Here is a 26,054-nt window from a genome sequence, read left to right on the forward strand (position 1 = left end):
GGCTTCTGAGAGAAGGTGGTGGGCCTGGCCGGATTCGAACCGACGACAACACCGTTATGAGCGGCGCGTTCTAACCGCTGAACTACAGGCCCACGAGAGCAGGGAATGTGGCGGCAAACCAAGCCGCGCGCAACCCCGGAGTGCGCCCTCCGCAAACGAAACGGGGGCCGAAAGGCCCCCGTCCGTATCATCCCTACCCAAACTCCGGATCAGGTGTCCAGGAAGCTGCGCAGCTTGCGCGAACGGCTCGGGTGCTTCAGCTTGCGCAACGCCTTCGCCTCGATCTGGCGGATGCGCTCGCGGGTCACGTTGAACTGCTGGCCGACCTCTTCCAGCGTATGGTCGGTGTTCATGCCGATGCCGAAGCGCATGCGCAGAACCCGCTCCTCGCGCGGCGTCAGCGAAGCCAGCACCCGCGTCGTCGTCTCGCGCAGGTTCGCCTGGATCGCCGCGTCGAGCGGCAGGACCGCGTTCTTGTCCTCGATGAAATCGCCGAGGTGCGAATCCTCCTCGTCGCCGATCGGCGTCTCGAGGGAGATCGGCTCCTTGGCGATCTTCAGGACCTTGCGGACCTTCTCCAACGGCATCATCAGACGCTCGGCCAGCTCCTCCGGGGTCGGCTCGCGGCCGATCTCGTGCAGCATCTGGCGGGACGTGCGCACCAGCTTGTTGATCGTCTCGATCATGTGCACCGGAATGCGGATGGTGCGCGCCTGATCGGCGATCGAGCGGGTGATGGCCTGCCGGATCCACCACGTCGCGTAGGTCGAGAACTTGTAGCCGCGCCGGTACTCGAACTTGTCCACCGCCTTCATCAGGCCGATGTTGCCCTCCTGGATCAGGTCCAGGAACTGCAAACCGCGGTTCGTGTACTTCTTGGCGATGGAGATGACGAGGCGCAGGTTGGCCTCCACCATCTCCTTCTTGGCCCGGCTGGCTTCCTTCTCGCCCTTCTGGACGGTCGAGACGATGCGGCGGAACTCGTTGATCGGCACGCGCGACTCGTCGGCGATGCCGCCCACGGCCTCACGCGTCTTCGTGATCTCGGCACCGTACTTCTCGGCGTACTTGCCCCAGGTCTTGGGGTTCAGGCCGCGGATGCGCTCCAGCCAGTTCGGGTCCAGCTCGTGGCCGAAGTACTGGTTCAGGAAGTCCTCGCGCTTGACCCGGCACTCGGTCGCCATGCGCAGCAGCTTGCCCTCATAGCCGGTCAGCTTGCGGTTCAGGCCGTAGAGCTGCTCGACCAGTTGCTCGATGCGCTGGTTGTTCAGGCGGACGGTGTTCATCAGCTCGACCATTTCGGCCTTGAGCTTCTCGTACTTCTTGTCCGACTGCTTGGTCACGTCCTCGCCGCGCTGCATGGCGGTCAGGCGCTGTTCGTGCACCTTGTGCAGCTTGTCGTAGGTCGCCTTGATCTTCTCGAAGGTCTCCAGCACCTGCGGCTTCAGCGCGGCCTCCATGGCCGACAGGGACATGTTGTTGTCCTCGTCGCCTTCGCCTTCGCCGTCGCCTTCGGCACCCGGCTCGCGCTCGTCGCCGCCTTCGGCGCGGGCACCCTCCGGTTCATCGCCCTCGGCCGGTTCGGCGCCGGGGGCCAGCCCCTCGGCCGGCACCACGCCGTCCGGCAGGCCCTCGCCGTCCGGGCCGCCGCCGTAGGTGGCGTCCAGGTCGATGATGTCGCGCAGCAGCATCTTCCCTTCCATGAGGGAATCGTGCCACTCGATGATGGCGCGGATGGTCAGCGGCGATTCGCAGATCGCGCCGATCATCATCTCGCGGCCGGCTTCGATGCGCTTGGCGATGGCGATTTCGCCCTCGCGGCTCAGCAGTTCGACCGAGCCCATCTCGCGCAGGTACATGCGCACCGGGTCGTCGGTGCGGCCGATGTCGTCGTCGTCCAGGTTGCCCGCCGAGCGGCCCTCGCCGTCCGCCGCGGCTTCCGCGTTGGCGGCGTCGTCCTGCTCTTCGGACTCCACGATGTTGATGCCCATCTCGGACAGCATCGCCATCGTGTCTTCGATCTGCTCGGAAGACGAGGAGTCGGGCGGCAAGGCGGAGTTCAGCTCGTCGTAGGTGACGTAGCCGCGCTCCTTGCCTTTGGCGATCATCTTCTTGACGGCCAACCCCATGCCATCCATCAGAGGACCGTCACCGGACTCTTCCCGGTTTTCGGACGATTCGACGCTGTTCGCTGCTTTCGTGGCCATGCGACTGCTGCCCCCGCACTACCCCAGATAAAGAAAAGACGACACGAAGCCGCGGCGGTCACACCGCGCCGTTCGTTCCGCCAACCGAATTTTTCCAACCAAACCAAGATTGGCCTGAACCAACACCCGGCCCCGCTTTTTTTTCCGTCCAAAGCCCCGTTCCGCCACCACAACAGTGGTTACGACGCATTGTCGTCGAGGTCCGTGTCATCCATCCCCATTCCGACCTTGATGACCTCCTGCAGGAGAGCCAACATCCGCGCGTACGTTTCGTCACTGTACTCGCGCTCCAGCGTCTCCCTCACGTCCCTCAGTTCGGCAGCGACCCGCTCGTGATGCAGGTGCCCCCAGGTCGGCCACCAGCCCCGCCGCGCTTCCTCCAGGGATGCGTCCGGCCGGGCGAAGCGCCCATGGTCATAGGTCGACTCGCTTAGCAATGATGCCAAAATGGTATCGAAGCCCGCGGAAGACAAATGGCTTTCGACAGCCGCGGCGTCAAGCCCCGAGTCGCTCCCTGAGTCGGCAGAAAGCACTCCAATGGCCGCTTGCCGCAGCTCTTCGAGCGGTCCGGGCGGAAAAGCCAGCATTCCCAGCGATTCCCCCACCTCATCGAACAACTCTGGGTGGTTGACGATGGTGGCGAGCATAACTTTTTCGCGCACATGCTCCTGCACTGGCCGGCCCACCCTCCCCCGCACATGCCCCGGCGGAGGCGAGGTGCGCAGCCCCGGCTCGCCCACCTGGTGCCTTTGCGGCTTCCGAGTCGCGCCGCGCGGACCCGGTTGCCATGGGGTTTTCGCCGGTCCGGCGGGGCGCTTCCAGGCGAACGCCTCGTCCACCCGCCGGCGCATGTCGGTGCGGTAGAAGGACTGCACGGTGCGGTCGGCGATCTGGTCGCAGCGCGCCTCCAGCGCCGCCTTGATGGCGGCCTTGGTCTCCGGGCTGTCGGTGCGCTTGCCTTCGGTCTCCATGCGCCAGACCGCCTCGGCCAGCGGGATCGCCGCTTCCAGCATGCCGCGCATGGCTTTGGCGCCGTGGGCGCGGATCAGGCTGTCGGGGTCCTCGCCCTCCGGCAGGAAGACGACGCGGGCGGAATGGCCGGGGGCGAGGTGCGGCAGGATGCGGTCCACCGCCCGCCACGCGGCGCGCCGGCCGGCCTTGTCGCCGTCGAAGCAGAGGTACGGCTCCTTCTCCGCACCGGGGATGAGCTTCCACAGCTCCTGGATCTGCGTCTCGGTCAGCGCGGTGCCGAGCGGCGCCACCGCCCCCTCGAAGCCGGCGCGCACCAGGGCGATGACGTCCATATAGCCTTCGGCGACGACCACCGGCTGCCCGTCGCCCGCCGCCTGCCGGGCGCGGGACAGACCGTAGAGCAGCGTGCCCTTGTGAAAGAGCGGCGTGTCGGCGGTGTTGATGTATTTCGGCCCGTCACCCTCCAGCAGGCGGGCGCCGAACGCCACCACCTGCCCGCGCCGGTCGGCCACCGGAAAGATCACCCGGTTGCGGAAGAAGCTGTAGGGCGCGCGGCCGTCCTCCGGCCGCTTCAGCAGGCCGGCGGTGACCATGTCGTCGTCGGAGAAGCCCTGAGCGAGCAGATGCTGGCGCAACGCCCCGCGGTCGGGCGGCGCGAAGCCCAGGCGGAAGCGGGAGATCGTCTCGTCGTCGAGGCCGCGGCGGCGGAAGTACTCGAACCCGGCGCGCCCGCCCGGCGCCATCAACTGCTGCTCGAACCAGCGGCAGGCCTGCTCGACGAGGTCGTTGAGGGTCTTGCGGCGTTCGTAGCGCTGCTTGTCCTCGTCCGACGGGCGCGGCACCGGCAGCCCGGCCTCCGACGCCAGCGCCTCCACAGCTTCGGGGAACGCCATGTTGTCGTGGCGCATGACGAAGCCGATGATGTCGCCATGGGCCCCACAGCCAAAACAATGAAAGAACCCCTTCTGGTCGTTGACGTAGAAGGACGGCGTCTTCTCATTGTGGAACGGGCACGGCGCCTTGTACTCCCGGCCGGCGCGGAGCAGGCGCATGCGCTTGCCGATCACGTCGGACAGCGCCAGACGAACGCGCAGTTCCTCCAGGAATTGGGGCGGGAAGGCCATCGGGGTCCGGTCAAACGGGCGAGAAGGGCCGTACGCTATAGCAGAACGGTTAAGGTCCCGTCATCGGACACCGGGCTGCCCCCATATCCCCTCTCCCGCCCCGGGAGAGGGAGGGGAACGGGAAAGAAGACTCACCCTCCCGAAAGCTGCTGCTTGATCAGGCCGCTGGCCTTGCCGAAGTCCATCTGGCCGGCGTAGCGGGCGCGCAGTTCGGCCATCACCTTGCCCATGTCCTTCACCGACGCAGCACCGGTCTCGGCGATGATCGCCTTGATGGCCTCCACCGCCTCCGATTCGGACATCTGCTTGGGCAGGAAGCTCTCGATCACCTGGATCTCCGCGCGTTCCTTGTCGGCCAGTTCCTGGCGGCCGCCCTGCTCGTACAGCGCGACGGACTCCTGGCGCTGCTTGATCATGCCCTGGAGCATGCCGAGGATCTCCGAGTCCTCGAGGCCGGTGGTGACGCCCTTGCCGCGCGCCTCGATGTCCTTGTCCTTGAGCTTGGCGAGGATCATGCGCACGGTGGACAGGGTGCCCTGCTCCTTCGCCCGCATGGCGTCTTTCATGGCTTCGTTGAAGCGGTTGCGCAGCATGATCGTCCTCGTTCGTCGGCTTCAGTTCAGCAAGGCGCACCAGATAGCGCATTCCTCCCGCCGCATCCAGCATCCCCGCCCCGCGAAACCCTGCTGCGAGAAACGAGGGGGTGGAAATCCTGCGGCCATTCGTCATATAGGTTGACCGGCCCACCGCTCCTGTCTATTCGAAGCCCGCTTGCCCCCGCGCCCTGACCGGAACGGGGGCCTTCAGGCGCGAGCGCGTGCGCCCCGCGGAATGCTATGCCGACGCTGTTCCGCGTGCAGTGGATATGTCGCCCGCGGCAGGCGTTGTGAAGGTGCGGACCCGATGCCCGATAGCAATTCCCCCGAACTCTACACCGGTGTGCTCGTCCTTGCCGATGGAACGGTCTTCCGTGGCCGCGGCATCGGCGCCATCGGGGATTCGGTGGGCGAGGTCTGCTTCAACACCTCGATGACCGGCTATCAGGAAATCCTGACCGACCCCAGCTACGCCGGGCAGATCATCACCTTCACCTTCCCGCACATCGGCAACGTCGGCGCCAACCCCGAGGACATCGAGACGGTGACCCCGGCGGCGCGCGGCCTGATCCTGCGCGCCGACATCACCGATCCGTCGAACTGGCGCTCCACCCGCCATCTGGACGATTGGCTGAAGAGCTTCGGCCTGATCGGTCTGGCCGGCATCGACACCCGCCGCCTGACCCGCCGCATCCGCGACTTGGGCGCCCCGAACGGCGTCGTCGCGCACGACCCGAAGGGCAACTTCGACCTCGACGCGCTGCGCGCCAAGGCCGCCGGCTGGCCGGGGCTGGAGGGCATGGACCTCGCCAAGGAGGTCTCCTGCCGCCAGACCTACTCCTGGACCGAGGCGGCCTGGACCATGGGCAAGGGCTACGCGACGCAGGAGAACCCGCGTTTCCACGTGGTCGCCATCGACTTCGGCGCCAAGCAGAACATCCTGCGCTGCCTGGCCGACGCCGGCTGCAAGGTGACGGTCGTCCCCGGCAACGCGACGGCCGAGGACGTGATGCGCCACAAGCCCGACGGCGTGTTCCTCTCCAACGGCCCCGGCGACCCCGCCGCCACCGGCGAATACGCCGTGCCGACCATCAAGGCGCTGATCGACACCGGCGTGCCGATGTTCGGCATCTGCCTCGGCCACCAGATGCTGTCGCTGGCGCTGGGCGGCCGGACGGCGAAGATGGAGCGCGGCCACCGCGGCGCCAACCATCCGGTCAAGGACCTCGCGACGGGCCGCGTCGAGATCACCAGCCAGAACCACGGCTTCGTGGTGCTGCCGGAGAGCCTGCCGGCCGACGTCGAGGTGACGCACGTCAGCCTGTTCGACCAGACCAACGAGGGCATCCGCCTGAAGGGCAAGCCGGTCTTCTCGGTGCAGTACCACCCCGAGGCGTCGCCCGGCCCGCAGGACAGCCATTACCTGTTCCGCCGCTTCGTCGACCTGATGGACGGCAAGCCGCTGCCCTGACGCCGATCAAGACCGTGAGCCAGGCGTTCACCAGGGAGTCCGACGGGGACGATGACGACGGCGCCGAGGGCGCGCCGGCGATCCCCAAGGGCGTGAAGAACTACATCACGCCGGGCGGCTTCCAGCGCTTGCAGGACGAACTGAAGCACCTGCTGCGCGTCGAGCGCCCGCGGGTGGTCGAGGTGGTGTCGTGGGCCGCCGGCAACGGCGACCGCTCGGAGAACGGCGACTATCTGTACGGCAAGAAGCGGCTGCGCGAGATCGACCGGCGCATCCGCTTCCTGACCAAGCGCATGGAAGCCGCCGAGGTGGTCGATCCCGAGCGGCAGACCAACCGCGACCGCGTGTTCTTCGGCGCCACCGTCACCTACGCCAACGAGGACGGCGCCGAGCGCACCGTCACCATCGTCGGCATCGACGAGACGGACACCGACAAGGGCCACGTCAGCTGGATCTCCCCCATCGCCCGCGCGCTGCTGAAGGCGCAGGAGGGCGATGTCGTGGCGCTGCGCACCCCGGCGGGGGTGGAGAACATCGAGGTGGTCGAGATTTCCTATCCGACCTGATTCCTATCGCTCCCCTGGGGAGAGGGTGTCTTCGTCCGCGGCGTCTCGCGCTTGATCCCTCCAAAAGCCGTCGCCCCGCCGCGCGTCCCCGGCGAGGTGCCGGGCTGGCCGACGTCCGCATCATCCTTGGTCCGCGTGCCGGCCCGATCCGCCGCGGGATCGTCCAAGTTCCGCTCTCCCGCGCCCTGCGGCTCGGCGCACACCAGACCGTCGACCGCCCGGCGAGCATCGCCGGCACGGCCGCCCTGGGAGACAATGGTCCTGCCCATGGGAAACCTCCCGTCTCGAAAGCCGGCACCGGGGCTAGCGAAGCACCAGCATGCTGAGCACCAGAAGCACGACCACCACCAGCAGCGCCACCATCGGCATCGTCACGCCGCCGACCGTCCAGCCCCCGTCCGCCGCCGAAGGCGAGACGCGCGGCGGACTCGTCACCCGCGGGCGATTGCCGTCCAGCACCGGATCGCCACGCAACGGTGCGTCGCGGGTGTGCTGCGGCGCCCCGGCCGCGTCCGGCGGGGGCATGTGGTTGGGTGCGTGTCGGGGAGTGCTGCCGTCGTCCATCTCAGCCCCCGTGCCGGCCCTGTTCCGACGCAGTTCCGTTCTCGCCAGCCAACAGGTGGCCCCCGATCAAGGTTCCACCCCATTATCCAGGCGCAAATGTGTCCGGGCTGGACGTAAGCCGAAGTCCGAGGATTCTTGTCTGAAGCAGAATTCACACGGATTACACGGATTACACGGATTTAAACACGGATTTTTTGACGCTTGCAGCGCATCGGCGTTCCTGCAAGCCGCTGCTGCGCAGGATCTAAAAAAAATCCGTGTAATCCGTGTTCAACTCCCCAAAATCCGTGTGAATTCTGTTGTTCGCACCATGCCTACTCCGCCATCGCCCGCAGATCCATACCGGCGGCACGGCGTTCCTCGGCGATCAGCTTCAGCATGGTCGCGACCGAGATCGAGCTGAGCGTCGCGCGGGCGATGTCCTCGATCTCCTCCAGCACGCTGCCCAGCGCGCGGCCCTCCGGCGTGGTATCGCCGGGCTCGCGGGTGTCGTTGTGGGCGGAGTCCACCTCTTCGAACAGGCGGATCAGGTCGAGCAGCGTGATGCGCTTGGCGTTGCCGGTAAAGCGGTAGCCGCCGCCGGCCCCGCGCACCGCCTCCACCAGCCCGGCGCGGCCCAGCGAGCGCAGCACCTTGGACAGGTGGTTGACCGAGATGTCGAAGCGCTCGGCGATGTCGGCCGCCGAGAACTGCTTCTCCGGGTCGGACGCCAGTTCGAGGATGGCGTAGAGCGCGAAGCGCGTGGCCTTTTGCAGTCTCATCGCTAGAGGCTCTTTTCCAGTTCGATGAAGGGGCCGGCCCGCATGCCCTGGCTGCGGAAGAACGACATCAGCAACGTCGCCTCCTTCGACAGCATGGTGCGCACCTTTTTCACGCCAGCCAGCCGGAAGCACGCACAGATCGAGTCGAACAGATGCGAGCCGACGCCCAGCAACCGTGTGCCCGGCTTGACGTTGACGGCGAAGATCCAGCCGGACGGCGGCGAGCCGAACTCCCACGCCCGCACCTCGCCGACGATGAAGCCAACGGGCTGCTCGCCATGCTCGGCGATCAGGAAGAACCGGTCCTGGGCGCGCCGGCCATAGCGCTCGAACAGGTCGCTCCAGTACGCGGGCTTCTCTAGCCCCGTCGTCTCGGCGTCCAGCGCGATCACCGCCGGCACGTCGGACGGTTCCGCCGGCCTCACGCGCAGCGCTGTGTCGTGCTCTTGTGTGATAGAAGAATTCTGGTGCGACATTGCTGATATCCGGCCGCCGACGCGTCCAACGGGTGCGCCGCCGGGCCTCTAAGACCGAGCGAAGCGGTTGGATTGATAGCTCAAGGTAGTATGGAAACCCGCCCGCGACAATGGCTCCTGTCTGCCGGAACCACTCCTGCCCAAACGGCACGTTGAACCTCGTGCGTTAATTTGGCATAGTGGTACCATTATGCACAATTGGCGCGGAGGACACCCCAACCGCGCCACAGGGGGAAGGCGCTAGGGAGCCGACATGAAGGCAGCCAACAACAGGGCAAAGCCGAAATCCGTCCCGACCTACTGCTACAACTGCGTGGCGGGACCGGACCTGATGACCGTCGTCGTCGAGGATGGCGTTGCGACCAACATCCGCCCGAACTTCGCCGCCAAGGAGCACCCGGCCGCCGGCCGCGTGTGCGTCAAGGCGTACGGGCTGATCGAGAAGACCTACAACCCGCACCGCATCCAGACTCCGATGCGCCGCACCAACCCCAAAAAGGGCCGCGGCGAGGACCCCGGCTTCGTGCCGATCAGCTGGGACGAGGCGCTGGACGCCATCGCGACCAAGCTCAACCACGTCCGCGCCACCGGGCTGCTGGACGAGGCCGGGCTGCCGCGCGTCGCCGCCACCTTCGGGCACGGCGGCACGCCGGCCAGCTACATGGGCACGCTGCCGGCGTGGCTGGCGTCGTGGGGGCCGATCGACTTCAGCTTCGGCTCGGGCCAGGGCGTCAAGTGCGTCCACTCCGAGCACCTCTACGGCGAGTACTGGCACCGCGCCTTCACGGTGTGCGCCGACACGGTGATGACGCGCTACGTCATCTCGTTCGGCACCAACGTCGAGGTGTCGGGCGGCGTGTGCGCCGTCTACCGCCACGCCGACGCCCGCATCCGCGGCATCAAGCGCGTCCAGGTCGAGCCGCACCTGTCGGTGACCGGCGCCGCGTCGGCCGAGTGGGTGCCGATCAAGCCGAAGACCGATGGCGCGCTCCTGCTGTCGCTGATCCACGTGCTGCTGCACGAGGTGCCGCGCGAGAAGCTCGACCTGCCCTTCCTGCGCGACCGCACCGCCTCGCCTTACTTGATCGGCCCGGAGGGCTACTATCTGCGCGACCCCGACAGCGGCAAGCCGCTGCTGTGGGACCTCAAGACCGGCAAGGCCGTCCCGCACGACTCCCCCGGCGCCGAACCGGCATTGGAGGGCCGATTTACCGTCCCGCACGCCGTCGAGCACGGCCCGGACGACACCAAGTGGGAACACCGCGCCGTCGAGGGCCACACCGCCTTCACCGCGATGATCGAGCAGATGGCGCAGTTCTCGCCCGAATGGGCGGAGGGCGTCTGCCAGATCCCCGCCAAGACCGTGCGCCGCGTCGCCAACGAGTACGTGGAGAACGCCTGCGTCGGCCAGACCATCGAGATCGACGGGCAGACCCTGCCCTTCCGCCCGGTGGCGATCACGCTGGGCAAGACGGTCAACAACGGCTGGGGCGCCTACGAGTGCTGCTGGGCGCGCACCATGATGGCGACGCTGGTCGGTGCGCTGGAGGTTCCGGGCGGCACGCTGGGCACCACCGTCCGCCTCAACCGCCCGCACGAGAACCGGCTGAGCAGCGTCAAGCCCGGCGCCGACGGCTTCATGGAGACGAAGTTCAACGCGACCGACTCCGAGAACTGGGCCTCCAAGCCCTCCGGCCGCAACGCCCACAAGACGCTGGTGCCGATCGTCGGCAACTCGTCGTGGAGTCAGGCGCTCGGCCCGACGCACCTCGCCTGGATGTTCCTGCGCGCCACGCCGGAGGGCTGGCCGAAGCCGAGCTTCCCCGACGTCTGGTTCCTGTTCCGCACCAACCCGGCCATCTCCTTCTGGGACACGAAGCAGATGGTCGAGAACATGGCGCGGATGCCCTTCGTGGTCGCCTTCGCCTACACGGTGGACGAGACCAACTGGATGGCCGACATCCTGCTGCCCGACGCCACCGATCTGGAAAGCACCCAGCTCATCCGCGTCGGCGGCACCAAGTTCGTCGAGCAGCACTGGCACCACCAGGGCGTGGCGCTGCGCCAGCCGGCGGTCGAACCGCAGGGCGACGCCCGCGACATGACCTGGATCGCCGGACAGCTCGCCAAGCGCTGCGGCCTCCTTGAGGACTACAACAAGGCGATCAACCGCGGTGCGGCCCTGGTGCCGCTGAAGGGCGAAGGCTACGACTTCACCCTCGACCCCACGGCCGAGCATTCGGTGGACGCCATCTGGGACGCCGAGTGCAAGGCCGCCTGCGCCGCCTTCACCAAGGGTGAGGAGGTGCACGACCTGGACTGGTTCAAGGAGAACGGCCACTTCCTCGTGCCGTTCAAGCGGGTGGACTGGTACCTCTACCCGACCATGGTGAAGCTGGGCCTGCGCTTCGAGTTGCCCTATCAGGAACGCCTGCTGCGCGTCGGCAAGGAGTTGGGTGCCCGCCTGCACGGCGCCGGCATCCACTGGTGGGACGAGCAGCTGCACGAGTACACCGCGCTCCCGGAATGGCACGACGTGCCGAAGAAGTGGGAGGACGCGGTCAGGACGCTGGGCGGCGAGCCCGCCGACTACCCGTTCTGGCTGATCACCACCAAGACCATGCAGTACACCACCGGCAACAACGCCGGCATCCCGCTGATGAACGACGTCGGCAAGAACGTGCGCGACCACGGCGGCGTGCAGATCAACGCCACCACGGCAGCCAGGCTCGGCATCGTCGACGGCGACATGGTGGAGGTGCGCTCGATCACCAACGTGACGCGCGGCAAGGCCATCGTGATCCAGGGGGTGCGTCCCGACACGCTGATCATCCACGGCCAGTTCGATCATTGGGCGACACCCTTCGCCAAGGAGCTGGGCTTCCCCAGCCTCAACACCGTGGCGCCGCTATCGCTCGACCTGACGGACTCCACCGGATCGGGCGCCGACGTGGTCAAGGTGTCGCTCAAGAAGATCCTGCCCGAGATGGTCGGAGGTGCGGCATGACCCGCTATGTGATGGTCGCGGACTTGCGCCGCTGCATCGGCTGCCAGACCTGCACGGCGGCCTGCAAGGTCACCAACGCCACCATGCCCGGCGTGCAGTGGCGCCGCGTCGTGGACATGGAGGTCGGCACCTTCCCCGACGTCCAGCGCGTGTTCATCCCCGTGGGTTGCCAGCACTGCTCCGACCCGCCCTGCATGGAGGTCTGCCCGTCCACCGCGACGGGCAAGCGCGCCGACGGCATCATCACCATCGACTACGATCTGTGCATCGGCTGCTCGTACTGCGCCGTCGCCTGCCCGTACGAGGCCCGCTACAAGGTGGACAAACCAATGTGGGCCTTCGGCGACACGCCGACGGTGGTGGAGAAGCGGCGCTACGACCCGGCGATGATCGGTGTCGCGCAGAAGTGCACCTTCTGCGTCGATACGGTGGATGCCGGTACGGCGAAGGGCCTGACACCGGGCGTCGATCCCGACGCCACGCCGGCCTGCGTCAACTCCTGCATCTCGGGTGCGCTGTCGTTCGGCGACATCGAAGACCCGGACAGCAACGTGTCGAAGCTGCTGCGCGAGAACCAGCACTTCCGCATGCACGAGGACCAGGGGACGAACCCCGGCTTCTATTATCTCTGGGATGGGGCCCAAAAGGGAGCTGGGGCATGAACATCGGAACCGTTCCCAAGCTGCAACGCTCGTGGGACCTGCGGGCGGCGTGCAACTTCATCGGCGGCGGCACCGGCACCGGATTGCTGGTCTTCGCCGCCATCGCCGCGCTGGTCGGCGGACCGTTCGCCGCGGCCGGTCTGCTGGCGCTGGCCTTCATCGGCTTCGGCCTGTCCATGGTCTGGCTGGAGATCGGCAAGCCGCTGCGCGCCATCAACGTCTTCTTCCACCCGCAGACCTCGTGGATGACCCGCGAGGGCATCGTCTCGCTGCCGCTGTTCGGCCTTGCGGCGCTGTCGGTTCTGCTGGCGCTGAGCCGGCCGGAGATGGGCATCGCCGCCGCGCTGCTGATGGCGGCGGCGGCGCTGGTCGGGCTGGGTTTCCTGTACTGCCAAGCGCGCATCCTGCGCGCCGCCAAGGGAATCCGCGCCTGGAGCGAGCCGGCGATACAGCCCTTCATCCTGGCGAGCGGCCTCGCCGAGGGCGCCGGGCTGTATCTGGTGATCGCCGGGCTGGCCGGCACCCGGCCGCTGTGGGCCTACGCGGCGGCGCTGCTGCTGTGCGGCGCGCGCTACGCGGCGTGGCGGCATTACCGCACACAGCTGGACGCCAACGGCGCCCCGGCCGGCACGCTGGCCGTGCTGGCCGAAGCGGAACCGCTGGTGATCGGGGGGCATGCGGTGCCGGCGGCGCTGCTGGCCTTGGCGCTGGTCGGCGTGCTGCCCGATGTGCTGGGCGTGCTGTCCGGCATCGCTCTGACGGTGACGGGCTGGTTCGTCAAGGTGACCATCGTGCTGCGCGCGGCGCGCTCCAACGGCTTCGCCGTGGTCCACACGCCGGTGCGCGGCCGCGGCACCAGCCGGGCCGGCGAGCGCACCGGCTGGCAACTTCCGCAACAGAAGGGCTGAACCATGTTCGAACACACCACACAGATCGGCCGCCTGCTGCACGACGACCACGAGCGTTGCCTGCGGGCGGTGCAGAACCTGGAAACGCTGCTCGCCCGCCAGGGGCCGGGCAAGCCGGCCGACCTGACCGACCCGAAGGTGCGGGCGGTGCTGGTCGAGGCCAAGGGCGTGCTGGCGCAGGAAACCGCCACGCACTTCGCCTTCGAGGAGGAGCACCTGTTCCCCCTGCTGGCCGAGGTCGGCGAGCAGCCGATGGTGCTGACCCTGGTGTCCGAGCATGAAGCCATCGGCCCCATCGCCGAGGATGTCGTGCAGCTGATCACGCAAGCCCTTAAGGCCGGGGCGTTCACGTCCGAGGACTGGACGGAGGTCCACACGCTCGGCCTGGAACTGGCGGAGCGGCAGATCTTCCACGTGCAGAAGGAGGAGATGGGCCTGCTCGCCGGCATCGGCATGATGCTGGAGCCGGACGTGGACTCCCGGCTGGCCGAGACGTACCGGGGGATGAATTAACCCCCTCTCCCGCCCCGGGAGAGGGTGGCCGCCGTGAGGCGGCCGGGTGAGGGTACCGGCGAGGATCCTTGGATTTACCCTCACCCTCCCGCCCTCCGGGCGGGCCCCTCCCTCTCCCGGGACGAGAGAGGGTTCTTACCGTCCCTTCACCACATGCAGCGGGTCGATGTCCGATCCCGTCACGCGCCGGCGATCCGGCTCCACCGCCGTCAACGCCTCCACCGGCCGCACCGTCGCCAGAGAGCGCTCCGTCAGCCGCTGGTATTGCCGCGTCGCCTCGACCTTCCAGGCCATTTCCTGCTCGGTCAGCGCCCGCACGGGCTTCGCCGGTATCCCGGCGGCGAGCCAGCGCGGAGGAATCTCCGCCCCCGCCTTCACGAACGCCTGCGCCGCGACGATGGCGTACTCGCCGATCACCGCGCCGTCGTTGATCACGCTGTTCATCCCCACCATGGCACCCCGGCGGATCGTGCAGCAGTGGAGCACCGCGGAATGCCCGATGTGCCCCTCCGCCTCGATCAGCATGTCGCGCGCCGGGAAACTGTGCAGGACGCAGCCGTCCTGCACGTTCGCATCCGCCTCGATGACGATCCGCCCGAAGTCGCCGCGCAGTGACGCGAACGGCCCTATGTAGCAGCCCGGCCCGACGATCACGTCGCCGATCAGCACCGCCGAGGGGTGCACGTAGCTGGTCGGATCGACCACCGGAACCAGACCGTCGAACGCCCACACCGTCGGCATACCCACCCCTCCGTTCACCCTTGCCGACCCAACGTGGGCGTCGCCGTACCCTCAAGCAACCCCCGGCGCCTTCTTGCGCAGGTCGCGCACGCGGATCGCCTTGCCCTGCGAGCGCGGCAGCTCGCCGGGGCTCAGCACGACGACGCGGCAGCTCACGCCGATGATCGACTTGATGTGGTGCTGCACCTGTTGGCCGATGTGCTCGTAGGCGTCCTGGCTGATGGCGAAGCCGGCCTCGGCCTCGACCTCGACCGTCATGGTGTCGAGCATGCCCTCGCGCTGGATCACCAGCTGGTAGTGTGGCGCGATGTTCGGGAAGCCGACCAGCACCGCCTCGACCTGCGACGGGTACACGTTGACGCCGCGGATGATCATCATGTCGTCGTTGCGCCCGGTCACCCGCAGGATGCGCACGTGGGTGCGCCCGCACGAGCACGGCTCGGCCGACAGCTTGGTGATGTCGCGCGTGCGGTAGCGGATCATCGGCAGCGCCTGCTTGGTCAGCGTGGTGATGACCAGCTCGCCCGTCTCGCCCATGGCCTTGGGCTTCATCGTCTCGGGATCGACGATCTCGAAGAGGAAATGGTCCTCCCAGCCGTGCAGGCCGTCGCGCTCCTGGCACTCCACCGCCACGCCGGGGCCCATGATCTCCGACAGGCCGTAGATGTCGTGGGCGCGCACGCCCAGCCGGTCGTCCAGCGCCTTGCGCATGCCCTCCGACCACGGTTCGGCGCCGCAGATGGCGATCTTCAGCGGCGAGTTCTTGAGGTCCACGCCCTCGGCTTCCGCCACCTCGGCGATGTTCAGCGCGTAGGACGGCGTGGCGCAGAGGATCTGCGCGCCGAAATCCTTGATCAGCACGATCTGCTTCTCGGTGTTGCCGCCGGACATCGGCACCACCGTGCAGCCCAGCCTCTCGGCGCCGTAGTGCATGCCCAGGCCGCCGGTGAACAGCCCATAGCCGTAGGCGTTGTGGATCAGGTTGCCCGGCCGCCCGCCGGCCGAGGCCAGCGAGCGCGCCATCAGCTGCGCCCAGGTGTCCAGGTCGCCCGCCGTGTAGCCGACCACGGTCGGCTTGCCGGTGGTGCCGGACGAGGCGTGCAGCCGGATCACCTCGTTCATCGGCACGGCAAACATGTTGAAGGGGTAGTTGTCGCGCAGGTCCGTCTTCACGGTGAAGGGGAACTTCGCCAGATCCTCCAGCGTCTTCAGATCGTCCGGCACCACGCCGGCCGCCTCGAAGGTGCGGCGGTAGTGGGGCACGTTCTTGTAGGCGCGGCGCACCACCTGCTGCAGGCGCTTGAGCTGGAGATCGGCCAGCTTGTGGCGCGGCATGGTCTCCACGTCGGGCGCGAACATGTAGTCGGCGGTCGTGATGGACATTGCGGTTTCCCCCCTTTGATTTTTTAAGCGCTCGCGCGTTCGAAGCGGCGCAGTTGCTGGACCCGGCGCTCGACCGTCGCCTGGATGTGCTGGACCTGTTCCTCGCTGAGGTGCTTGTACTTGCCGATGCCGGTCAGATAGTCGCGCACCGGCCGCGGCCGGGAGACCGGCCGGGTGAAGCTCAGCCCGGTATCGGCGGTGAACTCCCACAGCGCGAAGAAGTTCGTCTCCACCGCCAGCCGGCACACGTCCGTCGTGCGGTCGGAGCCGAAGCGCCAGCCGGTCGGGCACGGCGCGAAGACGTGCAGGTAGGCCATGCCGGTCTTCGACACCTCGATGGCCTTGTCGAGCTTCTCGTAGAAGTCCTCCAGGAACGCCGTGGCGGCGGTGGCGACGTACGAGCAGTTATGCATCATCATGACCAGCGGCAGGCTCTTCGCCTCGCCGGACTTGCCCTTCAGCCGCTCGCCGACCGGCGTCGTCGATGTCCAGGACCCGTAGGTCGTGGCCGAGGACGCCTGCATGCCGGTGTTCATATAGCCTTCGTTGTCGACGCAGATGTACAGCATCGGCTCGTCGCGCTCGGCCGCCCCGGACAGCGACTGGAACCCGGCGTCCGACGAGCCGCCATCACCGGCCAGCGCCAGCACCTGCACGTCGTCGCGGCCGATGCGGTTGTAGTAGCGCTTGATGCCGGTCAGCATCGACGCGGTGTTGGTCAGCAGCGGGTGGAAGACCGGCACCTTGGTGCCCGTGCGCCCGTTGTAGCCGACCGTCCCCATGCCGGGGATGCAGCCGGGCGGCGTCGCCACCACCGTGTTGCGCCCGACATGGCGCAGCGTGTGGCGGATCAGCAGTTCGGAATTGCAGCCCTGGCAGGCCGCCAAGCCCGGCGCGAACAGATCTTCCTTGTCGGCCACCCGCTTGTGGATGCGCGCCGCGGTGTTGAGCGTCAGCGCGCCGGTCGGGCAGGCCTTGGTGCAGGCCGGATCGCCGCCGCACATGTCGCATTTGGCGACATGCCCGACCTGAGCGTCGTAGGTGATGCCGGCGTAGGCGCAGCCCACCGTGCACAGCAGGCAGTTGACGCACTGGTCCGCATCCCAGGCTATGACGCCGCTCTCACCGTCCTTCGCCAGCGCGGCGGAGGGGCAGTTGCTGACGCATTTCGGATCGCCACACTGGCGGCACAGCGCCAGTTCCCAGGTATCGGCGCTGGCGAGGATATTGATCCGCGAGTGCACCGGGTCGTCGGTGCCCGACTTGGCCTGCGCGCAGGCGGTGACGCACTTCATGCAGCCGTCGCAGTGCTCGGCACGGAAGGCGATGGTCTCGTAGCTGGACATGTTCCGCCCTCCCCTCAGCGCCACAACCGCGACATCAGCGTCCGGCCGGTGTCGAGCGGCGCCGCAACGAACGCCTCCTTGACCGGAGCCAGATCGACGCGGCGGCTGATGAGCTGCCACATCACCCCGGCGTCGATGGGCATGCCCACCGTGCACACGCCGATCAGCCGGCCGCCCTTCAGCGACATGCGGCTGTAGAGCCCGGCCTTGGCATCGAGGCGCGTATGGGTCTCCACCGCCGGATCGCCCTCGCCGGAGATGCCGACGCTCACCGCGTGGCGGCCGAAGAACGGGAACGTGTTGATCGGCAAGCCGCCGACATAGGGCTTGAGGCCCGGATCGCCGGCCATCGCCATGCCGGCGATGCGGCCCTGCTCGACCGCGTCGGGCAGGATGCCGTTGACGATGCGCCCCTCGCCGAAGAAGGCGCGCGCCTGCGCCACGTCGCCGGCCGCCCAGACGTTGGCGGCGCTGGTGCGCATGGTGTCGTCCACCAGAATGCCCTGCTCCACCGCCAGCCCCGAGCCGGTCAGGAAGCCCGTGACCGGCCGCACGCCGGTGCCGATCAGCAGCAGCTCCGCCGGCAGCATCTCGCCGTCGTCCAGAGTGATGGCCGCCGGGTTGCCGTCCTTGCCCTGCACGGATGCCACCGTGCGGCCGAACATCAGGAAGATGCCGCGGTCGCGGAATGCCTGCTCGACGATCTCCGCCGCCGGCGCGTCGAGATAGCCGGGCAGCGCGTGCGGCTGCCGTTCGACCACGACGACCCGCTTTCCGGCCTTGGCCAGCACCTCGGCCGCGTGCAGCCCGACCAGCCCGGCGCCGAGCACCACCGCCGTCTTCACCCCCGCCCCGGCGTCGCGCAGCGCCAGCGCGTCGTCCAGCGTGCGCAGCACGTGGAACGTCACGTCGGCCAAGCCCTCCACCGGCGGCACGGCAGGCGCGGCGCCGGTCGCCAGCAACAGACGCTCGTATTGCAACTCCGCGCCGGACGCCGTGCGGGCGACGGAGTTCGCCGTGTCGATGGACACCACCTCCTCGCCGCAGCGCAAATCCACGTTGCGCTCGGCGAACCACGCCGCGTCCTTCAGCGCGACGCGCTCCGGCTTCGAGCGGCCGGAGACCACATAGGGAAGAATGGTCGGCGAATAGGGCTGGTGCGCCTCGCGGCTCAACATGGTCAGCGAGCCCTCGGCGTCCCAGTGGCGGATCGCCGTCACCGCCTCCAGGCCGGCGTGGCTGGCGCCGACGACGAGGTAGCGGGTGTGCAGCATCGTCGGTCCCCTCAATCGTTCTCGTTGAGCCACACCGGGCCGTCCGGGACTTGGCCCGTAGCCGCGGCGGCAAACGCCATCTCGATGCAGCGCGCGAAATGCCCATCGGTGATGTCGGCACCGGCCAGTCCGCCGATGACGCTGACCGCCGGGATCATGTGCCGCGCCCGGTACAGCGCCCCCAGCGTCTCCTGGTAGAGCGGCCCGGTGTTCCAGCCGTAGCTGACCGCGCGGTCCACCACGGCGATGGCCCGGACCTTGGACAGCGCCCGCGCCAGCGCCTCGACCGGGAAGGGCCGCATCGTCTTCACCTTGATGAGGCCGACCCGCTTGCCGGCGGTGCGCAGCGCGTCCACCGCGTCCTTGGCCGCCCCGGTCATCGAGCCGATGGTGACCAGCGCCACCTCGGCGTCGTCCAGCCGGTACTCCTCGACCAGCGGCGCGTGGTAGCGGCCGGTGAGGCGGCCCCACTCCGCGTGCACGTCCTCGATGACGCGCAGCGCGTTCTGCATGCCGTTGCACAGACCCTTGCGGTAGCGCACGAACATCGACGGCCCCGGCCCGCCCGACCCGCCGGTCAGCGGGTCGATGGCCATCGGCCGCTGCGGGTCGAGCGCCGCGTGCCAGTTCACGTCCTTGACGCCGAGGAACCCGTCCACGTCGGCCTGCCCCGGCATCTCGGCGCGCGCCACGCCGTAGCTCAGGTAGTTGCCGTCATGGTTGACGTTGACCGGCAGCATCACGTCGCGGTGCTCGGCGATGCGGTAGGCCATGATGGTGGTGTCCAGCACCTCCTGCACGGAGTCGCAGTACATGTGTATCCAGCCGCAGTCGCGCACCGTCATGGCGTCCTGCTGGCCGCCCCAGACGCATTGCGGGGTGAGCATGTCGCGCGTCACCAGCGAGGCCACCATGGGCAGCCGCAGGCCCGGCGTGCGGACGTACGGCTCGAACATGAAGGCGAGGCCGGGGCCGCAGGTGGCCGTGTAGGTCCGCGCCCCCGCCAGCGCCGCCCCCTGGAGCGCCGAGAGCACGCTGTGCTCCCCCTCCAGGTTCAGCAGCTCGGCGTCCAGCGTGCCGTCGGCAATGAACTGCGAGACGTACTCGACCAGCGAGGATTGCGGCGTGATCGGGTAGACCGCCACCACGTCGGGCCTCGAGAGCACCACACCCCAGGCGGCGGCCTCGTTGCCGTCGCAGACGATGGTGCGGGGCTTGTTTGACAGCAGGGCGGCGTCAGCCATCGGAATCCTCCACCATGGCGATGGCGCGGTGCGGGCACTCGCTGGCGCAGATGCCGCAGCCCTTGCAGACGCGCAGATCGACGTCGAACCACGCCGGCTTCTCGACGATGCATTGCACCGGGCAGTACAGCCAGCACACCGCGCACTTCACGCATTTCGCCCGGTCCACCACCGGCTTCACCGCCCGCCAGTCGCCGGGCAGCATCGTCGTCATCTCGGTGGCGACCGGGCAGAGATCGTTTGGAATCGCCTCAGGCTCGGGCTTCATAGCCGCCCTCCGTGCGCCGGTAGATTTTGGTTTCGTTGTAGCCGCGCTCGACCGCCGCGAGGTTCTGCGTCAGCCCGGCGTCGCGGAAGTCCGCCGCCTCGATACCGTCCTTCAGCGCCTCCAGCGACACCAGCCCGGTCGCCCGCGCAAATGCGCCAAGCATTACCGAATTCGTGATCGGCCGCTTGAAGATGCCCATGGCGATGCCGACCGCGTCGCACATGCCAACCGTTTCAACGGTTTCGGGCAGAGCCAGCTCTTCGACCGGCCGCCGGCTGGCCTGCACCAGCGTGCCGTTGTCGGCCATGCCGTCGAAGATGTTGACCGCGCGCCCGACCGTCGGGTCGATGCACAGCAGCGTGTTGGGGTGGTAGATGTTGGTCATGGCGCGGATTTCGCGCTCGTCCACGCGCAGGCAGGCCGACACCGGCGCGCCGCGCCGCTCGAACCCGAAGGACGGGATGGCGACGGCGTACTTGCCAGCGGCGGCCAGGGCCTTGGCGAGGATCTCGGCGGCGAGCACAGTGCCCTGCCCGCCGCGTCCGTGAATGCGGATCTCGTGCATGGAGTCTCCCCTCGGGCGGACGCCGTCACGGCGCCCGCCCGCCGGTGCGGACATGGGATGTCAGACGAGCGCGGCGACCTTGGCGGCCTTGGCCTTCAGACGCTCCGCCGTCTTCGACACGCTGACGATGAAGCGGCCGTGCTTGCCTTTGGCGATCTTGTCCAGAGGATCGCGGGCGAGGATCTCCAGCGTCACCGCCGGGCCGTTCACCTCGGCCACCGTAACCGTGATGTCCACCCACATGCCGACCAGCGTCGGGGCCATATGGTCCAGCTCGACTCGCGTGCCGACGCTGTCCTCGCCCTCATCCAGATGTTCCAGCAGGAAGTCGCGGCAGGTCACCTCGATGTCGCGGACCAGTTCCGGCGTCGCGTAGACGCGCCCCTCCTCGCCCATGAAGCCGATGGTGCGGTCACGGTCGATGACGATGCGCTTGGTGGTGCTGATACCGGCGTTCAGGCTGGCCTTCATAATGCGTTTCCTCTTGCGTTTTTTTGGCGGCGTTGGTTGCCGAAGGGCGCTTCCCGGCTGGGTTCGGAACCGGCTCGGCCGATCCGTATAACCCCACTTTCCGCTTGGCTGCCCATTAAATACGCATTATAGTACCGAATAACGGCTTAAGCAAGAGCAACAGTTTGCTTGGCCACCAAACCGCCGGGCGACAGGCGGAAAAAACCCAGGGAAACGTGGAAGGAAACGCACACCATGAAGGCACCATCCCTCGGCCTGCCGACTATCCTCGGTGCGGGCGCGGTAGCGCTCGCCCTGTCGTTCCAGCCCATGGCGGCCAAGGCCGCCGAGCCGCCGATCAAGATCGGCGCCATCCTGTCGGTGACGGGTGGCGCGTCCTTCCTTGGCGACCCGGAGAAGAAGACGCTGGAGCTGTTCGTCGACAAGATCAACAAGGACGGCGGCGTGAAGGGGCGCAAGCTCCAGCTCACCGTCTATGACGACGCCGGGGCGGCCGAAAAGGCGGCCAGCTTCACCAAGCGCCTGATCGAGAGCGAGGGGGTGGACATCCTCATCGGCGGCACGACCACCGCCACCACCATGGCCGCCGTGCCGCTGGCCGAGAAGGCGGAGATCCCCTTCATCTCCCTGGCCGGCGCCGTGGTGATCGTCGAGCCCATGAAGAAGTGGGTGTTCAAGACGCCGCACACCGACCGCCTCGCGGCCGAGAAGGTGTTCGCCGACATGAAGAAGCGCGGGCTGACCAAGATCGGCCTGATCTCCGAGGACGCCGGATTCGGCAAGTCCGGCCATGACCAGTCGGTGCTGATCGCCAAGGACTTCGGGATAGAGATCGTCGCCGACGAGGTCTATTCGCCCAAGGACCCGGACGTCACCGCGCAGCTCACCCGCATCAAGAACGCGGCCGGCGTGCAGGCGGTGTTCAACTTCGGCCTGGGTCAGGGCCCGGCCATCGTGACGCGCAACTACCAGCAACTCGGCCTCACGCTGCCGCTGTACCAGAGCCATGGCGTGGCCTCGAAGGAGTTCATCAAGCTCGCCGGCCCGGCCAGTGAGGGCGTGCGTCTGCCGGCCGCCGGCCTGGTGGTCGCCGACCAGCTGTCGGCCACCGACCCGCAGAAGCCGGTGGTGACCAGCTTCAAGAAGACCTACGAGGACACCTTCAAGACCGAGGTGTCGACCTTCGCCGGGCACGCGTACGACGGGCTGATGATCGCGCTGGCGGCGATCAACCGCGCCGGTTCGACCGACAAGGCGGTGGTGCGCGATGAGATCGAGAAGACCTCCAGCTACATCGGCACCGGCGGCATGGTGACCATGTCCGTCAAGGACCACATGGGCCTGAAGCCGGACTCCTTCCACATGGTGGAAGTCCGCAAGGGCGCCTGGGCGCTGGTCGACTGACGCCAAATCCCCCTCTCCCCTCCGGGGAGAGGGTTGGGGTGAGGGGGTCTCGCGTCGCTTGCATTTGCGGTCCCCCGAGAACCCCCTCACCCGGTCCTTCGGACCACCCTCTCCCCGGCGGGGAGAGGGGATTCACGGGAGGGAACCAAATGGCGTCGGCTTTCCTGCAATACCTGTTCTCCGGCATCACGCTGGGCGCGATCTACGCGCTGGCGGGCCTGGGATTCTCGATCATCTACAACGCCAGCCACGTCATCAACTTCGCCCAGGGCGAGTTCCTGATGATCGGCGGCATGGCCACCGTCGCGCTGGTCGGCTTGGGGCTGCCGATGGAACTGGCGATCCCGCTCGCCGTGGCGGTCACAGCCCTGGTCGGGCTGGCGCTGGCGCGCTTCGCCGTTCTGCCGGCCAAGGACGCCTCGGTCGTCACCGTCATCATCATCACCATCGGCGCGTCGATCTTCCTGCGCGGACTGGCGCAGGTGGTCTGGGACAAGGAGTTCCACGCGCTGCCCGCCTTCACCGGCACCGCACCGCTCAACGTGCTGGGCGCCACCATGCTGCCGCAGAGCCTGTGGGTGATGGGCGTATCGCTGGCCGCCATCCTGGGCCTGGGCTGGTTCTTCGGCCGCACCATGGCCGGCAAGGCGATGCTGGCGGTGTCCTATTCCAAGCTCGGCGCACAACTGGTCGGCGTGCCGATCCGCCGCGTGCTGCTGACCTCCTTCGGGCTGTCGGCGGCGTTGGGCGCCATCGGCGGCATCGTCGTCGCGCCCATCACTTTCACCAGCTACGAGACCGGCATCATGCTGGGCCTCAAGGGCTTCTCGGCGGCGGTGCTCGGCGGTCTCGGCAATGGCCTGGGCGCCGTGCTCGGCGGGCTGATCGTCGGCATCGCTGAGGCGATGAGCGCCGGCTATCTGTCCTCGGCCTACAAGGACGCCACCGCCTTCGTCATCATCCTGGCCGTGCTGTTCTTCCTGCCCAACGGTCTGCTCGGACACAAGGGGGGCGAGCGCGTATGACCTCGGACGTTCACGTTTCCACGGCGCCCGTGCGGCGACGCAGCGGCCTTGCCTGCGCGCTGATGAAGCCGCGCACCGGCGGCCTCGGCCTGCTGGCATTGGTCATCGCCCTGCTGCCGCTGGCGCTGTCCAACGCCTACGCCTACGACATCGCCATCAACGCCGGGCTCAACGCCATCGTCTGCGTCGGCCTCAACCTGCTGGTCGGCTACGCCGGCCAGATCAGCCTGGGCCACGCGGCGTTCTTCGGGCTGGGCGCCTACGCGTCGGGCATCCTCACCGTGCGCTACGGCTGGCCGGCGCTGGGCGCCTTGGCGGCCGGCGCGGTGCTGGTCGGCGTGCTGGCCTTCGTGGTGGCGCGGCCGGTGCTGCGGCTGAAGGGCCATTACCTCGCCATGGCCACGCTCGGTCTCGGCGTCATCATCTCCATCGTGCTTAACACCGAAAGCTGGATCACCGGCGGGCCGGACGGGCTGATGCTCGACGACTTCACGGTGCTGGGCTGGAAGCTGTCCGGCGACAAGGCATGGTACTGGACGGTGGGCGGCGTGCTGATCCTCGCCGTCTGGCTGGCGCTGAACCTGATCGACAGCCCCGTCGGCCGCGCCTTGCGCGCCTTGCACGGCACGGAGATCGGCGCCCAGGTCCTCGGCGTCGACACCGCGCACTACAAGGTGCTGGTGTTCGTCGTCTCCGCCATCATGGCCGCGGTCACCGGAAGCCTGTTCGCCCACTACGCCGGCATGATCACGCCGGGCAAAGCCGGCTTCATGAAGTCGGTGGAACTGGTCACCATGGTGGTGTTCGGCGGCATGGCCTCGACCTTCGGCGCCATCGTCGGCGCGGTGTCGCTGACGGTGCTGCCGCAGATCCTCGTGGCGTTCGAGGATTACGAGTCGATGATCCTCGGCGCCATCATGATCGGCACCATGGTGTTCATGCGCCGCGGCCTGTTCGTGACCCTGCTCGATCTCGCCAAGTCCTGGAAACAGTCAGGGGGGAGGCGGTCATGAGTCTGCTGCGCGTACAGAACCTGTCCAAGCAGTTCGGCGGCATCGCCGCGGTGGACGAGCTGAGCTTCGAGGTCGAGCCCGGCACCATCCACTCGATCATCGGCCCGAACGGCGCCGGCAAGACGACGGTGCTGAACCTCATCAGCGGCGTCTACACGCCAAGCCGCGGGGCGATCTTTCTGGACGGCGCCGCGATGGCCGGCAAACCACCGCACGAACAGGCCGCCTGCGGCCTGTCGCGCACCTTCCAGAACCTGCAGATCTTCACCACCATGACGGCGCTGGAGAACGTCATGGTCGGCCGGCACCTGCGGCTCGACCGCCGGCTGCTGCCGTCGCTGCTGCGATTCCCCGGCGTGGTCCGCCGCGACGACCAAGCGCGCGAGCACTGCATCCGCCTGATGGAGTTCGTCGGCTGCGGCCGCTACGTCGATTCCGACGCCGCCTCCCTGCCCTACGGCGCGCTCAAACGGCTGGAGATCGCCCGCGCCCTGGCGACCGAGCCCAAGCTGATCCTGCTCGACGAGCCGGCCGCCGGCCTCAACGCCACCGAGAGCCGCGAGGTGGATGCGGTCATCAAGAAGATCGCCGCGCAGGGCATCACGGTGATCCTGGTGGAGCACGACATGAAGATGGTCATGGGCATCTCCGACCGCATCCTGGTGCTGAACTACGGCCGCAAGCTGACCGAGGGCACGCCGGCCGAAATCGCTGCCCACCCCGAAGTCATCTCCGCCTATCTGGGAGCCGCCGCATGATGATGGAGATCCAGGGCCTGTCGGCCCACTACGGCCGCATCGAGGCGTTGCACGGCATCGACATCACCATCGACGAGGGCGAACTGGTGGCGCTGGTCGGCGCCAACGGAGCGGGCAAGACGACTCTGCTGCGCGTTCTGTCCGGCGTGCATCCGGCCAGTTCCGGCACCGTGCGGTTCGAGGGCCGGGACATCACCGGCATGGCCCCCGAACGCCGGGTGGATCTGGGCATCCTCCAGGTGCCGGAGGGCCGGCAGGTGTTCGCACCCCTGACGGTGGAGGACAACCTCCGCCTCGGCGCCTACCGCCGGCACGGCCCGGACGTGGAAGCGGACATCCACCGCAGCTTCGAGATGTTCCCCATCCTGGCGCAACGCCGCCGCCTGCCGGCCGGCACCCTGTCGGGCGGGCAGCAGCAGATGCTGGCCATGGCCCGCGCGCTGATGGCACACCCCCGGCTCCTGCTGCTCGACGAGCCCAGCATGGGCCTTGCGCCGATCCTGGTGGCGGAGATCTTCGCGGCGGTGGAGGCGTTGAAGGCCAAGGGGACGACCATCTTCCTGGTCGAACAGAACGCCCACGCGGCGCTGGCCATCGCCGACCGCGGCTACGTGCTGGAAACCGGGCGCGTGGTGCTGGCGGACACAGGCACCGCGCTCTTGCACGATGAGCGGGTGAAGGAGGCGTATCTGGGGCTGTGAACCCTTCGCCCGAAAAACAAGATTCACACGGATT

General features: G+C 67.9%; 26 protein-coding genes and 1 tRNA gene. 11 read left to right on the plus strand and 16 right to left on the minus strand.

Features of this window, described 5'->3' with window-relative positions; translation table 11 throughout:
• Positions 1-16 precede the first annotated feature (16 nt).
• From ACSVDD_RS14160 to ACSVDD_RS14175, 4 genes are all read right to left on the minus strand, one after another.
• Positions 17-92: transfer RNA gene (locus ACSVDD_RS14160), tRNA-Ile, on the minus strand.
• A 117-nt stretch (positions 93-209) separates the two neighbouring features.
• Complete coding sequence (gene rpoD, locus ACSVDD_RS14165) at positions 210-2,207, minus strand: RNA polymerase sigma factor RpoD (protein WP_448190005.1); 1,998 nt, start codon at positions 2,205-2,207, stop codon at positions 210-212.
• 179 nt (positions 2,208-2,386) lie between these two features.
• The gene (dnaG, locus tag ACSVDD_RS14170) at positions 2,387-4,303 is read right to left on the minus strand and encodes a DNA primase (RefSeq protein ID WP_448190006.1); all 1,917 of its coding nucleotides are present in this window, start codon (positions 4,301-4,303) and stop codon (positions 2,387-2,389) included.
• A gap of 131 nt (positions 4,304-4,434) precedes the next feature.
• Entirely contained in the window at positions 4,435-4,896 is a 462-nt protein-coding gene (locus tag ACSVDD_RS14175) for a GatB/YqeY domain-containing protein (protein WP_448190007.1), read from the minus strand.
• Between the two features lie 310 nt (positions 4,897-5,206).
• Between ACSVDD_RS14175 and carA the strand changes: the two genes are divergently transcribed.
• Positions 5,207-6,370, plus strand: a complete 1,164-nt coding sequence (carA, locus tag ACSVDD_RS14180; protein WP_448190008.1) for a glutamine-hydrolyzing carbamoyl-phosphate synthase small subunit — start codon at positions 5,207-5,209, stop codon at positions 6,368-6,370.
• Positions 6,371-6,384: 14 nt separating this feature from the next.
• Complete coding sequence (gene greB / locus ACSVDD_RS14185; RefSeq protein ID WP_448190009.1) at positions 6,385-6,936, plus strand: transcription elongation factor GreB; 552 nt, start codon at positions 6,385-6,387, stop codon at positions 6,934-6,936.
• Here the strand turns inward: greB and ACSVDD_RS14190 are convergent.
• From ACSVDD_RS14190 to ACSVDD_RS14205, 4 genes are all read right to left on the minus strand, one after another.
• Entirely contained in the window at positions 6,924-7,205 is a 282-nt protein-coding gene (locus tag ACSVDD_RS14190; protein WP_448190010.1) for a hypothetical protein, read from the minus strand. The genes greB and ACSVDD_RS14190 overlap by 13 nt on opposite strands.
• 34 nt (positions 7,206-7,239) lie before the next feature.
• Positions 7,240-7,461 carry a hypothetical protein gene (locus ACSVDD_RS14195; RefSeq protein ID WP_448190011.1) on the minus strand — a complete coding sequence of 74 codons (222 nt, stop codon included), beginning with the start codon at positions 7,459-7,461 and terminating at the stop codon, positions 7,240-7,242.
• Between the two features lie 353 nt (positions 7,462-7,814).
• Positions 7,815-8,261, minus strand: a complete 447-nt coding sequence (locus tag ACSVDD_RS14200) for an Rrf2 family transcriptional regulator (RefSeq protein ID WP_448190012.1) — start codon at positions 8,259-8,261, stop codon at positions 7,815-7,817.
• A 2-nt stretch (positions 8,262-8,263) separates the two neighbouring features.
• Positions 8,264-8,686: a GNAT family N-acetyltransferase gene (locus ACSVDD_RS14205; protein ID WP_448190013.1), complete on the minus strand. Its 423-nt coding sequence runs from the start codon at positions 8,684-8,686 to the stop codon at positions 8,264-8,266.
• Between the two features lie 304 nt (positions 8,687-8,990).
• On the opposite strand from ACSVDD_RS14205, the gene ACSVDD_RS14210 reads away from it, so the two are divergent.
• Genes ACSVDD_RS14210 through ACSVDD_RS14225 form a run of 4 tightly spaced genes read left to right on the plus strand, consistent with a single transcriptional unit; the run spans position 8,991 to position 13,827 of the window.
• Positions 8,991-11,744 (plus strand): molybdopterin-dependent oxidoreductase, encoded by a 2,754-nt coding sequence (locus ACSVDD_RS14210; protein WP_448190014.1) that lies wholly within the window; start codon positions 8,991-8,993, stop codon positions 11,742-11,744.
• Positions 11,741-12,406, plus strand: coding sequence for a 4Fe-4S dicluster domain-containing protein (locus ACSVDD_RS14215; protein ID WP_448190015.1), 666 nt, complete (start codon positions 11,741-11,743; stop codon positions 12,404-12,406). The genes ACSVDD_RS14210 and ACSVDD_RS14215 overlap by 4 nt, the downstream gene beginning before the upstream one ends.
• Positions 12,403-13,314, plus strand: a complete 912-nt coding sequence (locus ACSVDD_RS14220; RefSeq protein ID WP_448190016.1) for a DmsC/YnfH family molybdoenzyme membrane anchor subunit — start codon at positions 12,403-12,405, stop codon at positions 13,312-13,314. Before ACSVDD_RS14215 ends, ACSVDD_RS14220 begins: the two co-directional genes overlap by 4 nt.
• A 3-nt stretch (positions 13,315-13,317) precedes the next feature.
• Positions 13,318-13,827: a hemerythrin domain-containing protein gene (locus tag ACSVDD_RS14225; RefSeq protein WP_448190017.1), complete on the plus strand. Its 510-nt coding sequence runs from the start codon at positions 13,318-13,320 to the stop codon at positions 13,825-13,827.
• 135 nt (positions 13,828-13,962) lie between these two features.
• Here the strand turns inward: ACSVDD_RS14225 and ACSVDD_RS14230 are convergent, their stop codons facing one another.
• The 8 genes from ACSVDD_RS14230 to ACSVDD_RS14265 are packed head-to-tail and all read right to left on the minus strand — an operon-like array spanning position 13,963 to position 21,119.
• Positions 13,963-14,568, minus strand: coding sequence for an acyltransferase (locus ACSVDD_RS14230; RefSeq protein ID WP_448190018.1), 606 nt, complete (start codon positions 14,566-14,568; stop codon positions 13,963-13,965).
• 51 nt (positions 14,569-14,619) lie between these two features.
• Positions 14,620-15,951: a phenylacetate--CoA ligase family protein gene (locus tag ACSVDD_RS14235; RefSeq protein ID WP_448190019.1), complete on the minus strand. Its 1,332-nt coding sequence runs from the start codon at positions 15,949-15,951 to the stop codon at positions 14,620-14,622.
• Between the two features lie 23 nt (positions 15,952-15,974).
• Positions 15,975-17,297 (minus strand): NADH-dependent phenylglyoxylate dehydrogenase subunit beta, encoded by a 1,323-nt coding sequence (gene padI, locus ACSVDD_RS14240; RefSeq protein WP_448190020.1) that lies wholly within the window; start codon positions 17,295-17,297, stop codon positions 15,975-15,977.
• Between the two features lie 14 nt (positions 17,298-17,311).
• On the minus strand, positions 17,312-18,571 hold the full coding sequence (padH, locus tag ACSVDD_RS14245; protein ID WP_448190021.1) for an NADH-dependent phenylglyoxylate dehydrogenase subunit epsilon: 1,260 nt from the start codon (positions 18,569-18,571) through the stop codon (positions 17,312-17,314).
• A gap of 11 nt (positions 18,572-18,582) precedes the next feature.
• On the minus strand, positions 18,583-19,815 hold the full coding sequence (gene padG, locus ACSVDD_RS14250) for an NADH-dependent phenylglyoxylate dehydrogenase subunit alpha (protein ID WP_448190022.1): 1,233 nt from the start codon (positions 19,813-19,815) through the stop codon (positions 18,583-18,585).
• Complete coding sequence (gene padF, locus ACSVDD_RS14255; protein ID WP_448190023.1) at positions 19,808-20,083, minus strand: NADH-dependent phenylglyoxylate dehydrogenase subunit delta; 276 nt, start codon at positions 20,081-20,083, stop codon at positions 19,808-19,810. Before padF ends, padG begins: the two co-directional genes overlap by 8 nt.
• A complete protein-coding gene (gene padE, locus ACSVDD_RS14260; RefSeq protein ID WP_448190024.1) occupies positions 20,067-20,648 on the minus strand; it encodes an NADH-dependent phenylglyoxylate dehydrogenase subunit gamma in 582 nt (193 codons plus the stop codon). The genes padF and padE overlap by 17 nt, the downstream gene beginning before the upstream one ends.
• A 60-nt stretch (positions 20,649-20,708) precedes the next feature.
• The gene (locus ACSVDD_RS14265; protein WP_448190025.1) at positions 20,709-21,119 is read right to left on the minus strand and encodes a thioesterase family protein; all 411 of its coding nucleotides are present in this window, start codon (positions 21,117-21,119) and stop codon (positions 20,709-20,711) included.
• 234 nt (positions 21,120-21,353) lie between these two features.
• Here ACSVDD_RS14265 and ACSVDD_RS14270 point away from each other — a divergent pair, with 234 nt between their 5' ends.
• The 5 genes from ACSVDD_RS14270 to ACSVDD_RS14290 all read left to right on the plus strand — a co-directional run bounded on the left by ACSVDD_RS14270 (position 21,354) and on the right by ACSVDD_RS14290 (position 26,020).
• Positions 21,354-22,523: an ABC transporter substrate-binding protein gene (locus tag ACSVDD_RS14270; protein WP_448190026.1), complete on the plus strand. Its 1,170-nt coding sequence runs from the start codon at positions 21,354-21,356 to the stop codon at positions 22,521-22,523.
• 149 nt (positions 22,524-22,672) lie between these two features.
• Positions 22,673-23,548 (plus strand): branched-chain amino acid ABC transporter permease, encoded by an 876-nt coding sequence (locus ACSVDD_RS14275; RefSeq protein WP_448190027.1) that lies wholly within the window; start codon positions 22,673-22,675, stop codon positions 23,546-23,548.
• Positions 23,545-24,561 carry a branched-chain amino acid ABC transporter permease gene (locus ACSVDD_RS14280; protein WP_448190028.1) on the plus strand — a complete coding sequence of 339 codons (1,017 nt, stop codon included), beginning with the start codon at positions 23,545-23,547 and terminating at the stop codon, positions 24,559-24,561. The genes ACSVDD_RS14275 and ACSVDD_RS14280 overlap by 4 nt, the downstream gene beginning before the upstream one ends.
• Positions 24,558-25,319, plus strand: coding sequence for an ABC transporter ATP-binding protein (locus ACSVDD_RS14285; protein WP_448190029.1), 762 nt, complete (start codon positions 24,558-24,560; stop codon positions 25,317-25,319). Before ACSVDD_RS14280 ends, ACSVDD_RS14285 begins: the two co-directional genes overlap by 4 nt.
• The gene (locus ACSVDD_RS14290) at positions 25,316-26,020 is read left to right on the plus strand and encodes an ABC transporter ATP-binding protein (RefSeq protein ID WP_448190030.1); all 705 of its coding nucleotides are present in this window, start codon (positions 25,316-25,318) and stop codon (positions 26,018-26,020) included. The genes ACSVDD_RS14285 and ACSVDD_RS14290 overlap by 4 nt, the downstream gene beginning before the upstream one ends.
• Positions 26,021-26,054 lie beyond the last annotated feature (34 nt).

Source organism: Azospirillum terrae, assembly GCF_053470425.1.